The 14972-nt window shown below is 38.7% G+C and carries 14 protein-coding genes; all 14 read left to right on the forward strand.

What is annotated here, in order from left to right; translation table 11 throughout:
* Positions 1-310: 310 nt before the first annotated feature.
* The 14 genes from BANA01_RS12570 to BANA01_RS12635 all read left to right on the forward strand — a co-directional run bounded on the left by BANA01_RS12570 (position 311) and on the right by BANA01_RS12635 (position 14941).
* On the forward strand, positions 311-526 hold the full coding sequence (locus BANA01_RS12570) for a sulfurtransferase TusA family protein (RefSeq protein WP_235847133.1): 216 nt from the start codon (positions 311-313) through the stop codon (positions 524-526).
* Between the two features lie 42 nt (positions 527-568).
* Positions 569-931, forward strand: a complete 363-nt coding sequence (locus tag BANA01_RS12575) for a DsrE family protein (protein ID WP_034675298.1) — start codon at positions 569-571, stop codon at positions 929-931.
* Positions 932-971: 40 nt separating this feature from the next.
* A complete protein-coding gene (locus BANA01_RS12580) occupies positions 972-1685 on the forward strand; it encodes a sulfurtransferase TusA family protein (protein ID WP_034675301.1) in 714 nt (237 codons plus the stop codon).
* Positions 1686-1698: 13 nt separating this feature from the next.
* On the forward strand, positions 1699-2874 hold the full coding sequence (locus tag BANA01_RS12585) for a cobalamin-independent methionine synthase II family protein (RefSeq protein ID WP_034675304.1): 1176 nt from the start codon (positions 1699-1701) through the stop codon (positions 2872-2874).
* A 14-nt stretch (positions 2875-2888) separates the two neighbouring features.
* Positions 2889-3347 carry an OsmC family protein gene (locus tag BANA01_RS12590; RefSeq protein ID WP_034675307.1) on the forward strand — a complete coding sequence of 153 codons (459 nt, stop codon included), beginning with the start codon at positions 2889-2891 and terminating at the stop codon, positions 3345-3347.
* Positions 3348-3511: 164 nt separating this feature from the next.
* Positions 3512-3928 carry a hypothetical protein gene (locus tag BANA01_RS12595; RefSeq protein WP_034675311.1) on the forward strand — a complete coding sequence of 139 codons (417 nt, stop codon included), beginning with the start codon at positions 3512-3514 and terminating at the stop codon, positions 3926-3928.
* Positions 3929-4178: 250 nt separating this feature from the next.
* Positions 4179-5207, forward strand: coding sequence for a DUF3231 family protein (locus BANA01_RS12600; protein WP_034675314.1), 1029 nt, complete (start codon positions 4179-4181; stop codon positions 5205-5207).
* Positions 5208-5379: 172 nt separating this feature from the next.
* Positions 5380-6378, forward strand: coding sequence for a LacI family DNA-binding transcriptional regulator (locus BANA01_RS12605; protein ID WP_157411782.1), 999 nt, complete (start codon positions 5380-5382; stop codon positions 6376-6378).
* Positions 6379-6561: 183 nt separating this feature from the next.
* Entirely contained in the window at positions 6562-8013 is a 1452-nt protein-coding gene (locus BANA01_RS12610) for a sucrose-specific PTS transporter subunit IIBC (RefSeq protein ID WP_034675321.1), read from the forward strand.
* A gap of 60 nt (positions 8014-8073) precedes the next feature.
* Positions 8074-9549, forward strand: a complete 1476-nt coding sequence (locus BANA01_RS12615) for a glycoside hydrolase family 32 protein (protein ID WP_034675324.1) — start codon at positions 8074-8076, stop codon at positions 9547-9549.
* A gap of 27 nt (positions 9550-9576) precedes the next feature.
* On the forward strand, positions 9577-10542 hold the full coding sequence (locus tag BANA01_RS12620) for a carbohydrate kinase family protein (protein ID WP_034675327.1): 966 nt from the start codon (positions 9577-9579) through the stop codon (positions 10540-10542).
* A 721-nt stretch (positions 10543-11263) separates the two neighbouring features.
* The gene (locus tag BANA01_RS12625) at positions 11264-12919 is read left to right on the forward strand and encodes a glycerol-3-phosphate dehydrogenase/oxidase (protein WP_034675329.1); all 1656 of its coding nucleotides are present in this window, start codon (positions 11264-11266) and stop codon (positions 12917-12919) included.
* A 413-nt stretch (positions 12920-13332) separates the two neighbouring features.
* Complete coding sequence (locus BANA01_RS12630; RefSeq protein WP_034675332.1) at positions 13333-14169, forward strand: ABC transporter permease; 837 nt, start codon at positions 13333-13335, stop codon at positions 14167-14169.
* Positions 14162-14941: an ABC transporter permease gene (locus BANA01_RS12635; protein ID WP_034675335.1), complete on the forward strand. Its 780-nt coding sequence runs from the start codon at positions 14162-14164 to the stop codon at positions 14939-14941. Before BANA01_RS12630 ends, BANA01_RS12635 begins: the two co-directional genes overlap by 8 nt.
* The last annotated feature ends 31 nt before the right edge of the window (positions 14942-14972 follow it).

The raw sequence follows: 14972 nt of genomic DNA on the forward strand, positions 1-14972 counted from the left end.
ATCTTCCTTAGCAGGGTGAATATTGCCGATAAGTAAAATTTATTTTGAGAACCAGTAATTGTTAAACATTGTTCACAATTAAGGACTACTTCCCCTGAATAGGGAGCAGTCCTTTTTTGCTGTTGTAACAGCCTTTTGTAGCTTGTATCTAAAAAATAGATTGAATATGATTTGATTTATCGATAATAAAGGTTTATTTTGGAAAAATAACCTACCTATAATAATGGAGAAGGTTATAAAAGCAAGTAGTTTATAGGATTAATATAGTTGGAAGGGAACGAAAAAGATGGGACAGCAATATATACCAATATTGACATATGATGCGGGTCCAACCGGCTGTGGCGAATTAATTATGAAGTTGTTTATAACAATGAAAAAGATGAATAGTGGAGAAATTATTGAGGTTATCTCATATGATCTTGGGGCACGAGAGGATATACCTGCTTGGTGTCGATTGCAAAAACATCATCTATTACAGCGGGATGATAATGGCAAAATTAGTCATTACTTTATTAAAAAAGGCTGATTTAGTCTTTTAAATATCAATGAATTATTAGGAGGAAATAGGATGTTAGGAAAATTCTTAGTTAGTTTAACAAATGCAAAAAATGATCCGGATAAAGCGACCGTAGGTTTTGTGGTTGCAAATGCTGCCGTTGCATCAGGTCAAGAAACGGTTGTCTTTTTAAACGTTGAAGGCGCTTACCTTGGGTCAAAAGGATATGCTGATGATATTCATGAAGAAGGATTTGCTCCATTAAAGCAACTTATGGATCAATTTATTGAAGCCGGTGGAAGTGTTTGGGTATGTAGCCCATGTTTCAAGAAACGTAACTTTAACGAAGAAGACCTAATTGAAGGCGCTACGATTGTTGGTGGAGCAAAAGTGGTTGAATTCTTAACTCAAGGCGCTGCTTCTATAACCTATTAATCTTTACAGCAACTGTATTTGCTGAAGGAAAGGTGACTTTATGGAGATTCCAAAGGCAATTTGTGATGGTGGAGACTTAGATTGTGGTTCGGGTCTATTGTTAATCATAAAAAAAGCAATGGATCCCCTATTAGATGGGGAACTACTAGAGGTTCGCAGTCGTGAGCGGACGGTTGCTGATGATTTGCCAGCTTGGTGCAGGATGGTTAATAATGAGTTTCTAGGTTCGGAACCAGGGGATCATACAACAAGATACTTTATCAGAAAAGGTGCCCGACAAGAAGAATTAGAGGCAGACTTTGAAGCTGCAAAAGGTTATAAATGGAATGTTCGTGTACAAGGTGAAAGAACGTTATCTGCAAAAGTTCATTCCAGAAACCATACTTTTGTTGTCGGAAAACCCGCTGATTTTAGTTCTAAAGTTGCTGCCCCTAGCGCAATAGATTACTTACTTGGGGCACTTGCTTCAGATCTAACGGTAGGTTTCAAGGCACTTGCCTCAAGAAGAAATCTAGAAATCGACCAATTAGAAGTTTCCTTAAAGGCTGGATTGGATAATGTTTTATTTCATCTGGAAATGGAGGATGCAGGCAGTCCAAAAGTGAAGGAAGTTACAGGGACTTTTTATGTCTCGTCCCCTCAATCAGATGAAGATTTAGAAAAGCTTTGGAACAAAACGCTTGAGCGTTCTCCAATCTATCAAACTCTTAAACCATCAATCAATATCAATATACAATTTACGATTGTATATTGAGGAGGTCGTTTACATGGTGTTATTGAAATTTCCAACTACTGTCATCGGCAGTTGGCCGCGCTCCAAAGAAGTACAGAGAGCTTTGCGTGAAAAGCGGGCGGGGCGAATGAGTGAGGAAGAATTCCAGGTTGTTGCAAATCAGGCGGTTTTACAATGCCTAAAATGGCAGGAGGAAGCAGGCATCGATATTGTTTCGGATGGTGAACAGCGCCGGGATAATTATATTTCTTTTGTCGCTGAACATTTAAATAATGTTCGCATGCTTAGTGTTTCTGAATTACTAGATTATGTAGAAGATAAATCAAGCTTTGAAGAGATTCTAGGAACATTAGATGTTCCGGCTTTTTCAATGTCTAATCCTGCTGCTACCGGCAAGATCAGCCGTAAAAAACCGATGGCATTAAATGACTTTCTCTTTTTAAAACAACATACGGACAAAGGTGTTAAAGTGACCTTACCCGGGCCTTATTTGCTAACAAGATCGATGTGGGTAGAGGGTCTATCAAGCGATGCTTACCCAACAAAAGAGGATTTATCGATTGATATTGTTCGTGTACTGCGTGAAGAATTAGAGGACCTGATAGCAGCTGGAGTTGAATTTGTTCAATTTGATGAGCCTGTTTTAACAGAGGTTGTGTTTACGAAAAAGAATGCGAATCGGACATTCATGTGCGGAGCACTTACAGCAAAAGCGGATGCAGAAGAGGAGTTAGTGTTTGCCTTAGATTTGATCAATCAAGTTACAGATGGAATGCTTGGAAGAGGAACAACCATTGGCGTTCATATTTGCCGTGGGAACTGGAGCACACAAGATGAAATTCTGCTGCAGGGTCCTTACTTTCCATTAATTCCTTATCTTGAAAAAGCAAATGTTGATCAATTAGCACTTGAATTCGCGACACCTAGAGCGGGAGAGATTGACGCTATTCGCAGCATTAAGGGAAAAACCATCGGGTTTGGCGTCATTAATCCTAGAACCGTTGAAATTGAATCAGTTGAGGATATTGTTGCACGAGTAGAAGAGATAAGAGCGATCGTACCTGATGATAAAATCTTTTTAAATCCGGATTGTGGTTTTGGAACCTTTGCACAGCGTCCAATGAATAGTGATGAAATTGCCTATGAGAAATTAAAAGCGATGGTTGAAGCTGCAAAGAAATTAAGAGATATGGTGAGCGTTAAATCCTAGGAGGAATGAGGAGTATGGGACAACAAATTAAGGTGAGGGTGGAAGGAATCGGAAGTGAAATGAGAACCGATTCAGTGGCAGGTAAGCATAAAATTGCCATTGATGAACCGGTTGCAATGGGCGGGAAGGATTCTGCCATTGACCCGCTTTCAGCATTTTTAGCATCACTTATCGGTTGTGAAAACGTAATGGCACAAATCATTGCGAAGGAAATGGACTTTGACCTTCAAGGAATCTCATTTGACGTTGAAGGGGAACTTGATAGTAGCGGTTTAATGGGTAATTTAGAAGTTAAACCATATTTTGAAAAAGTAGTCGTAAAAGCAGTTGTTGAAACATCGGAATCACAAGAAAGAATCAATGAAATGCAAGCAGCAGTTGATTTACGCTGCCCGGTCTTTAGAACCATAAAAGACGCAGGAATTCCTATTGAAAACGAATGGGTAAAAGCACCAGTTACAGCTCAAATTTAATTATATAATTTTAGGGTCAGACCCCCAATGAGTTAATGCTTTAATTCAACGGGGGACTGACCCCTTTTTATGATTTATGAGGAAAAATGTGTTATGTTTATAGATATTAGAGTTTCGGCAAGAAGTGATTATGTGATGAACTATAAGAGCGAGGGGCGGAAAAAATGTACACGGTTCTTACATATTTTGTTACCCTTTTTGTTATTATGATATCCGTATTTGTTACCCTTTTTTTCAAGAATGAACTAGAGCGAATCTTTGGAGAAAAAAAAGATGTGTTACCTTTTCACATATGTAATGTGGTTATTACCTTAATGGTTTCTCTTGTGGCATATGCTGTAATGACTATTTATATCAGTGGGAATGAATTGGATTTGAAATTACAATTAGTCATTCACGTGCTTATTATCTTACCGATTTATACTCTAGGGCATTTTGCGTTCAAAAAATATAATTCAGTTTACCGAAAATACCTCACCACAGAGAACACTAAAGTTGTTGTACTGAATGAAAAGTACTTAAAAAAGAAAAAATGGCCTTCAAGATTTGAAAATTATAATTCCAATTCAAAGGGAAAATAAAGCCCTTACGGTTGTTAATATTTTGTTAATATATGCTGAAAATAAGTGCCGGGCATCCTTCGCTTTTGGAGGGTGCCTGGCACTTTAAACATTTCAGAACACGACCAAGACGTATATTAAAAATTTATTGCAGCTTGTCAGCATCATATTAGATAGTTTTTTTAAATTGAGGGAATATTACTTCATGATTGAATAACTGAAGAAATTTGGCCGGTCTATTATCGAAATAATGATAGGAGGAAGGGAGTACATGAATGAAGATAAAAAAGTACCCGAACATAATAATATCCCTCTAACAGCTTCAGAAATCGGTTTTCTTTGGGTACAATACTTAAACGACACATTAGCAACTTGTGTTATGAGTTATTTTAAAAATATTTGCGAAGATAAAGAAATCCTTCCACTTATCGAAAATTCCTTAAGCATAGCGCAAAATGACATCCATATCATTAAGGAGATCTTTTCAAAAGAAAATCACCCTATACCAGTTGGTTTTACAGAAGAAGATGTCAATCTGAATGCACCGAAGTTGTTTTCTGACGGGTTTATCCTCATGTATATACAAAAATTAGAGGTAATCGCAATGGCAAGTATGAGTATGGCGATTGGAGTTTCAGCACGTTCCGATGTAAGTGACTTTTTTAGAAATTTACTCATATCTGTTTCAGAATTACACGATAAGGCAAGAAAAGTTATGCTGTCAAAGGGAGTATATATTAGACCACCACAAATACCAATGCCAGATAAGGTTGATTTTGTAGAAAAACAAGGTTTTTTAAATGACTTTTTAGGTCATAAACGACCCCTGACGGCAATTGAAATCACCCATCTTTTTATGGGTATCCAATCAAACGCTTTAGGAAAAGCCATGATGATGGCCTTTGCACAAGTGTGTAAAAATGAGGATGTAAAACAATTCTTTTTGGAAGGGAAAGGAATTGCTAAAAAGCATATAACAAAATTTAGTTCATTATTGATTAACGAAGATATCCCTGCACCTATGGGGTGGGATGCCCTTGTTATGGAAAGTACGGTTGCACCTTTTTCAGATAAGTTGATGATGTTTCATACTACTAGTTTGATTGCTCTCGGGATAGGAAATTACGGCGCTGCCGCTGGGACTAGCCAAAGAATGGATTTAAATACTACATATGTACGCCTTGCGGCTGAAATTGCCTCATATGCAGAAGATGGAGCAAAAATAATGATTAAACATGCGTGGCTGGAAGAACCTCCCAAATTAGTCGACCGTCAAGCACTGGTTAAACAACAAAAGTAAAAGAATTAACTTTTATGATTATTGGCTTCCTCTTTTTTGGGGAAGTCTTTTGTTTTTGAAGAAAGGAGATGATCTTTTCCTAACTATTAGCCATGTATCGTTGCTCCATTGTGTATGAAGTTATTTATGTTACTATAAGGGTATATGAATTTGTTATGTTATGAGGTTGAAGATAATGAGTACAATTTTAGATATTGCCAAGCTTGCGGGAGTGGCGAAAAGCACGGTTTCCCGGTATTTAAATGGCGGCTCAGTTGGGGAAGCAACAAAGAAGAAAATTGAACAGGCAATCCAGGAAACCGGGTATTCTCCGAATCCATTTGCGCAGAGTTTGAAAGCGAAGAAAACGAATATTATTGGCACGATTGTCCCAAGGCTTGATTCATATGCGTCTTCACAAACGTTAATTGGTATTGATGAACAATTAAAGAAGCTGAATTATCAAATGCTTATTTCCAATACAAGTCAAAATCTGGAGCGAGAGATCGAAAGCATTTACAGCTTCGCCAATCAAAAGATGGCGGGGATTATTTTGCTGGCTACTGAAATCACCGATCAGCATATTCAGGCGTTTGAAAGTGTTAAAATTCCTGTACTGCTAATAGGACAAGAGCATAAGAACTTTCATAGTCTGATACATGATGATTATGATGCGGGTTATGCGATGGGGCAGTATGTATTAGAAAAAGGATATCGGAAAATTGCTTATCTAGGCGTAACGGAACGGGATATTTCAGTAGGTGTGAAAAGGAAGCAGGGTTTTAAAAGAGCCATACAAGAAGTAGAGGATTGTGATGTTCGTTTTTATGAGACATTATTTAATATTCCAGCTGCACAAGCTAGTGCAAAGGAGATCATCCATGAATTTAAGCCTGCCATCTTCGTATGTGCAACTGATAATATTGCTCTTGGTGTTTTGAAGGCTTCGTATTCAGAGGGGATTACAATACCGCGGGATTTAGCCGTTACAGGTTTTGGCGGCTATGATGTGACAGGAATTATTCATCCCGGAATAACGACAGCGAAGTTTTTTTACAAAGAAGCGGGGGAAACGGCTGCACGGCATATTGTAGAGTTAGTCAATGAACGCACGGTGGAAAAGATTACCGTTTCGAAATTTGAAATTATTGAGCGAGAAAGCGTTGACAATCTTTTGAAACGTCCTCTATAATGAAGATAACGAAACCGGTTCCATTAAAGAGGACCTTTTCACTTGGTAACATTTGAATATGGTTTCTCTTTTATCAATTATTTTTTTAGTTTATTTCGGAACCGGTTCCACTTATTGAGGGATTTATTTTTTTACTCTTAAGTGGAACCGGTTCCCAACCCAAATGAAAAGAGAGGGATTAAGATGGATCACAAAAAAATTGCACGGGAAGTACTGGATGCCATTGGCGGGCAGGAAAATCTATCGGCTGCAGCGCATTGCGCCACACGTTTACGTCTTGTTTTAGAAGATGAATCAGTTGTTAATCAAGCAGCCTTGGACAATATGGATGTTGTCAAAGGGACTTTTTCAACAGGAGGTCAGTTCCAAATTATTTTAGGGTCTGGAACAGTAAACGAGGTCTATAAACACCTAGCGGAGATGTCTGGTCAAACAGAAATGTCAACGAGTGATGTAAAAGACGCAGCGACCAAGAAACTAAATCCAATTCAGCAGTTCGTTAAAATGCTGTCAGATATTTTCGTTCCCATTATTCCAGCGATTGTAGCTGGCGGTTTATTAATGGGGATAAACAATGTTTTAACAGCTCCAGATTTATTTTTTGAGGGAAAATCCTTAGTAGATGCAAATCCAGAAATGTCAGATTTAGCGGCACTCATTAATACATTTGCAAATGCAGCCTTTGTCTTTTTACCAATATTAATTGGTTTCTCCGCAACAAAGCGGTTTGGTGGGAATCCTTTCCTTGGAGCCACACTTGGAATGCTGATGGTTCACCCAGACCTATTAAATGGGTACGGTTATGGTGCGGCGGTACTTAATAATGAAGTCCCCGTTTGGAATATCTTTGGCTTAGAAATTGAGAAGGTAGGCTATCAAGGTAGCGTACTTCCTGTACTTGCGGCGTCATTTATTCTAGCAAAAATCGAAACAGCACTACGGAAGGTTGTTCCTTCTGCTTTAGACAATCTATTAACACCGTTATTCTCTATCTTTATTACTGGGATTTTAACGTTCACTTTGGTAGGACCGCTGACTCGCTCGGCTGGTAATCTTTTAACAGATGGAATTGTTTGGTTATATGATACAACAGGTGTGATAGGAGGAATCATCTTCGGTTTGGCATATGCACCGATTGTTATTACAGGTATGCACCACAGCTTTATAGCGGTAGAAACACAATTACTTGCGGATGTCGTGAAAACGGGTGGATCATTTATCTTTGTTATCGCAGCGATGTCAAACATTGCGCAGGGAGCAGCGACACTTGCGGTACTAAAGACTACAAAAAATGGCAAGATCAAAGGAACGGCTTCAGCAGCCGGAATCTCGGCATTATTAGGAATTACAGAACCAGCAATGTTCGGGGTTAACTTGAAATTACGCTATCCATTTATCGGTGCCATTATTGGTTCTGCCGTCGGATCAGGCTTTGTAACGATGTTCAAGGTTAAAGCCACTGCACTAGGGGCTGCTGGTATCCCAGGAATTATCTCGATTCGCCCAGATTCCATTATTTCTTATATCATCGGTATGGCGATTGCATTTATCACAGCATTTATCGTCACGATTGTTTTAGCAAAAAGAGACGAAAAAAAAGCAGTTAAACAAACATCTGATCAAGCAGCAGCATAATAAAAAAGAATGAAAAGGAGAATCCCGTGATTCTCCTTTCTGTATTAGGAGTGAATCACCATGGAATGGACAAAAGAGCAGCGATACAGAAGCATGGATGACGTGAATGAAGAGGAAATTCAAGCGTTATCCAAACTAGTGAATCAATGCCCATGGCGGCAGTCTTTTCATATTCAGCCGGTGACGGGATTGTTAAACGACCCCAATGGTTTTAGTTATTTTAATGGGGAATATCATTTATTTTATCAATGGTTTCCGCTTGGGCCGGTACATGGGTTGAAGCATTGGTATCATACGAAGTCTAAGGACCTTGTTCACTGGGAGAATGTTGGATTGGGGTTTGCACCGTCAAATGAATTTGATAGCCATGGGGCGTATTCCGGGAGTGGGATTGAGCATGAGGGGAAATTGTACTTAATGTACACGGGCAATACCCGTGATGACAATTGGAATCGTCACCCGTATCAATGTTTGGCTGAGATGAGTCCTAATGGAAGCATCATCAAAATGGGTGCTCCGGTGATTCCAGACGTTCCTAGTGGGTATACCGACCATTTTCGCGACCCAAAGGTATGGAAACAAGGAGATTTCTTCTATGCGGTAATTGGAGCTCAAAGAGAAAATGAGACTGGCAGTGTCGTTCTATATCGCTCAAGGGATTTAACCGATTGGCAGTTTGTCGGTGAAGTAAAGACAGGGCTAGGTGAAGATTTCGGTTATATGTGGGAATGTCCCGATTACTTTGAACTAGATGGACAAGGCATATTCCTCTTCTCTCCGCAAGGGTTAAAAGCGGAGGGCGACAGCTGCCAAAATATTTATCAATCAGGGTATGTAGTTGGAAGTCCAATAGATTTAGAGAAAATCGAATTAAAGCATGGTCCATTTCATGAGCTGGATCGCGGTTTTGATTTTTACGCCCCGCAAACAACGGTCGATCATCTTGGGCGCCGGATTTTAGTCGGCTGGATGGGATTGCCGGAAATTGACTATCCTACGGATAAACACGGTTGGGCACATTGTCTAACACTTCCTCGTGAGTTAACAGTTAAAGAAGGAAAACTATTTCAACAGCCAGTTGATGAGCTGAAGTTGCTGCGCGGGGAAAAGGTAGAAACGAGTCAAAAGGTTGAGAATGGAACAATATGTTTGGATAACTTTGATGGAGACGTGTATGAGCTTCTTGCTGAATTCTCTGGCAGTACCGCTGAGGAGTTTGGTTTGGAACTCCGGGTGGGTGAAAATGAGAAGACCATAGTAAAATATGACCGTGCTGCAAAAAAGGTTGTGTTTGATCGGACTATGTCAGGCGAACCCTTTGCTGAGGAGTTTGGTACCGTTCGGAAATGCAGGTTGGAAGCTGAAAGGATTTCATTCCGTATCTTTGTTGATGTTTCCTCTATTGAAGTGTTTGTAAATGATGGCGAGGAAGTATTTACCGGAAGAATCTTCCCTGGTAAAAATAGTAATGGAATTCGTGTGTTTGCCCGCGGCGGCCAAACGAATGTACAAATTGTTAAATGGGATATCAAGTAATCTAATAGTTGTACAAGAGGTGAAAAAATGGGAAAGCTTTATTCGATTGGTGAAGTGTTAATTGATTTTATTCCTCTTCAAAAAGGGGTAGCGTTAAAGGATGTAGTCTCCTTTGAGAGAGCTCCAGGAGGGGCGCCGGCAAATGTCGCTGCTGCTGTTGCTAAATATGGGCAGAGAGCAGCAATGATTTCTAAATTAGGAAACGATGCGTTTGGGGACTTTTTAGTCGACAAGCTTATCGAATCTGGTGTTGAGACGGACAAAATATATCGGACGGGTGAGGCGAATACAGGTTTGGCGTTTGTCTCTTTAAAAGAAAACGGGGAACGTGATTTTTCATTTTACCGTAATCCTTCCGCCGATTTACTGTTAAGCGGGGAGGAAATCGACCCAGCTTGGTTTAAGGCAGGGGATATTCTCCATTTCTGCTCGGTTGATTTAGTAGAAAGCCCGATGAAACAGGCACATAAGAAAACGATCGCTGTTGTTTCTGAGGCAGGCGGCTTAGTCAGCTTTGACCCGAACGTTCGACTTCCGCTTTGGGAAAATCCAGAAGACTGTCGTATGGCGATTCTCGAATTTTTGCCAACTGCTGATATCATCAAAGTTTCCGATGAAGAGCTTGAGTTTATTACAGAAATAAAAGATGAGTCGGAGGCGATACAATCGTTGTTCGTTGGAAACGTTAAGGCGGTTGTCTACACAAAGGGAGCTGCCGGAGCGGATTTAATTTTAAAAAATCAAAGGTTTGAATCAGAAGGATATGCTGTTGAAGCAGTGGACACAACCGGTGCGGGTGACGCATTCATTGGCGGATTTTTATATCAATTACTGGAATTGCATGCGAATCCAGTAAACATTGAAGAAGTGCTGCGAGATCACCAGTGCGCTATCCTCCAATTTGCCAATGCCAGCGGCGCTCTTACTGCAACAGGAAAAGGAGCTATCTCGGCATTGCCAACAAAGGGGGAAGTTGAGGAGCTTATAGGATAGGAGCATGACTGCATTTACCTTGGGTTATCAAAAATGTTTGCGAAAAGTCTACTATAAAAATTCAAAAAAATGCCTGACTAACACCTATTGTTATTCAGGCATTTTTTTTATGAAAAATTCCGATTGGCTCCTAAAAGACCCATCCCAGTGATTCTGATTTGCTAGCTGGTAAATTTTTATTCTTCTCCCAATATCACAGTTGTTCTTCGACAATTAATTTTATAAGAAAATAGGTAAAAATTTGGTTTAAAAGGATTTACTGCACTTCTAATCAAACGTTTAGTTGGTTTAACAACGTGTCTGTAATTGTAAGTATTTGTATACTTCTAGTTTCTATTGTCAGTTTCTCAGATATTCCATAACAACGAAAACTAATATACGACAATTTTTTCTCTCGAAAGTAGCCTGAATTCCGTTTGTTATAAGGGTTTAGGTGGTATTCAATTAAATGATTAATTAGTTGAATCTGTTTTAATTAAACGTTTGATTAAAAAAGCTATATATGCCGCCAATCCTATGTTTAATCCTCTAGGGTAATAAAGAATATTGTCGAGATGGCCACCCTTTGTTTTCTAAAACTGAAAGGAGGCCATATATTTTTGTTCTGTCATTTTTCAACTACTGATCTTTGATAAACTGAATTTATGGATTCTCTTTTTGTATTTAGCAAGGAACGAACTTTCCGTTAACTCAGTATAAATAAGGAATAGGAGTGAGATGGATGGATTTTTCAAGTGAAAACCGGAACTTGATTCTAAAGGAAATGGAGCAAGAGAAATTTGATGTCCTTGTTATTGGAGGGGGCATAACAGGCTCCGGCATTGCCTTAGATGCAGCCACCCGCGGAGTTAAAACCGCTTTAGTTGAAATGCAGGACTTTGCTGCTGGAACATCAAGTAGATCAACAAAATTAGTTCATGGCGGTTTGCGTTATTTGAAACAATTAGAGGTGAAAATGGTTGCAGAGGTTGGTAAGGAAAGAGCCATTGTTTATGAAAATGGCCCTCATGTAACAACACCGGAATGGATGCTGCTCCCGATTTATGAAGGAGGTACTTTTGGGAAGTTCTCTACTTCCATAGGTCTATTCGTTTATGATTTTTTAGCAGGTGTTAAGAGTAGTGAACGCCGAAAAATGTTAAGTGCTGAAGAAACGCTTAAGCATGAGCCTTTACTCAAAAAGGAAGGGCTGAAAGGCGGAGGTTACTATGTGGAATATAAAACTGATGATGCACGGTTAACGATTGAGGTTATTAAAGAAGCGGTAAAGCAAGGAGCAACGGCTGTTAATTATACAAAAGTCGAAGCGTTTATTTATGAAAATGGCAGAGTGAAAGGTGTTAAAGTTGTCGATCAATTAACTAAGAATTCCTATAACATCTATGCCAATAAAATTGTCAATGCAGCCGGCCCTTGGGTAGATTCATTACGTGAAAAAGATCAATCTAGAAAAGGGAAATCGTTACAGTTAACAAAAGGAATTCATTTAGTGATTGATCAAAGTCGTTTCCCTCTCAATCAAGCCATCTACTTTGACACGCCCGATGGCCGAATGGTGTTTGCCATACCTAGGGATGGCAAAACTTATGTAGGAACTACAGATACGGCATATAAAGGAGATATTATTCATCCGAGAATGACAACTGAAGATCGTCAGTATGTAATAAATGCTATTAATTATATGTTTCCTTCATTAAATATAAATTCAAAAGATATTGAATCAAGCTGGGCAGGATTACGCCCATTAATTCATGAAGATGGAAAAAGTCCATCAGAAATTTCGCGTAAAGATGAAATCTGGAAATCAGATTCAGGACTTATCACGATTGCAGGCGGGAAACTTACAGGCTACCGTAAAATGGCTGAGCTAGTAGTAGATTTACTAGTGAAGAAATTTAAGGAGGAAGAAGATAGAACGTTTCCTTCATGCCTTACAAAAACATTACCCATTTCAGGCGGAAATTTTGGTGGTTCGAAAAATTTCCAAAGCTTTATTAATGAAAAGGTTAAGTTGGGAATTGCATATGGACTATCAAGGGAAGAAGCCGAGAAGCTTGTAAAAAGGTATGGATCTAATATCGATAAGGTATTTGAGTATAGAAAAGATTTTGACGCTGAAAGTGGTTTGCCGCTATATGTATACTTAGAAATGATCTATTCTATTAGACATGAAATGACGACAAAACCAATCGACTTTTTCTTCAGAAGAACAGGTACTCTTTTATTTGATATTCATTGGGCAAAAGAATGGAAGGACAAAGTGATTGAAACGATGGCTTCTGTTTTAAAATGGGAGCCAGGACAGAAGCGGGTATTTCAAAATGAGTTGGAAAAGTACTTAAACGACGCCAATACAGTTATTGATGAGAAGGATTAAGTTAAGATAATTTTTGTAGACGTTGCAGGAAGGCACTTGGGAATAAACTACCCCCATTAATTAAAAAACATAAGAACCGGTTTAGTTACTTGAAAAGGGAATACCATGAAAAACCACTTCCTAGTAAAAAATAGGGAGTGGTTTTTTGTGTAAAAAATAGGGATATTTTACAGAATGATTTATTTCTATTGTTCGTAAAAACTTATGAATAGTCCTGTTTTTTTCACCTTTTTATCGAATGTGATTCAATAATTCACGAACGCTTTTAATATATAATAAAATAATGTTCGTTTTTAGGGTTGCTAATTTGTATCTTATTCTTTATAATCTAAACGTAGAAGAAATAGATTAAGCCAGTTTATGAGTTTATTAACATTCAAAATTACTATTAGAATTGGAAAGTGAGGCCGGAAATGACGCAGCGAAGAATCCCTTATCTCATCTTGGCTCCAGGATTAATTCTCTTGATTTTATTCTTGGTGTTACCTCTGATTTCCACGATTTTCCCGACGTTTTTTAATGGAGGTTTCACCTTGTCGAATTATACGTCGTTCTTTTTAGATGAGTATAATTTTAGTATTTTTTGGCGGACGTTAAAGATATCACTGATTGCCACTCTGATTTGTGTAGTGCTGGGGGTTCCAACTGCCTACTACATTTCCCAAAGTCCAAAAAAATGGCGCGGCCTGCTGATGTCCATAACATTGTTTCCGTTGTTAACCAATTCAGTTGTGCGGAGTTTTGCTTGGATTACCATATTGGGACAAGACGGTATATTGAATAATGCTTTAATGAGTATGGGTGTACTGTCTAAACCACTTACCTTACTTTACACAGAATTCGCGATTATCATTGGCTCTGTATATCTCTTCTTACCTTTAATGGTTATTACGTTAGTAGGTATTTTAGAGAACATCGATGCTGAAATTATGGAAGCAGCTGAAACATTGGGCGCGAATCGCTTGATAGCCTTTGTAAAAGTGATATTGCCACTAAGTGTACCGGGGATTATTGTTGGCAGTATTTTAGTTTTCACTGGAAGTATGACAGCTTATACAACCCCGCAATTATTAGGCGGGAACCGAAACATCATGTTAGCTACCTTCTTATATCAAAGTGCCACTGCGCTAGGGAACTGGCAAGGTGCTAGTGTTATTGCCTTGATTATGATTGTGGCCACTTTAATTGTGATGAAGTTATTCAACTGGGTTGCGGGACGAATGGATAAAAGAGGTGAGATAAATGCGTAAAAATATCAGTTTAAAAATATTTGCAGGTCTGGTTTTTGCCTTTCTTTTAGTTCCATTGTTTATTATCATCGTGACCTCTTTTGGAACAAATTCAACGATTCAATTTCCCATTCAAGGTTTTACCCTTGATTGGTACAGTAAGGTATTTAACAATGAATCCTTTATGGACAGCTTCTTGCTCAGTCTACAGGTAGCATTTATTGCGACGCTTTTGGCATTAGTTATTGGTGTTCCGGCTGCTTATTCTTTGGCACGTCACAAGGTGTTCGGACGAAATTGGATTAAGAGCTTTTTCCTTTCTCCAACGATTGTTCCGGGTTTGGTAGTTGGATATTCCATGTATCAATTTATTGTGATCAAGTTTCAATTTCCTATCATTCAAGGGTTGTTATTAGGTCACTTCTTGATTTGCCTGCCTTACATCATTCGAGTAGTAGGCTCAACGATTGAACAGTTAGATTTTTCAATTGAAGAAGTTTCGTGGACGTTAGGCTGTACAAAATTACAAACGTTTATCAAAGTGGTCTTACCGAACATTACTTCAGGAATTTTTGCTTCCTTCATGTTGGCATTCATTAATTCCTTCAACAATATACCTGTTTCGCAGTTTTTATCCGGACCAGGTGTATCCATGCTGCCAACTAGTTTAATGAATTATATAGAATACAACTATGATCCATCTGTTTCTGCTTTATCCGTTATTTTAATGCTTGGTACGATAGTTCTGATGTTTGTTATTGAGAAGACACTAGGATTAGCAAGTATTTCATAAGGAACATCTAAGATGTTAACAGCGAAGGGGG

This window comes from Neobacillus niacini NBRC 15566, from assembly GCF_001591505.1.
GTDB classification, from domain to species: domain Bacteria; phylum Bacillota; class Bacilli; order Bacillales; family Cytobacillaceae; genus Neobacillus; species Neobacillus niacini.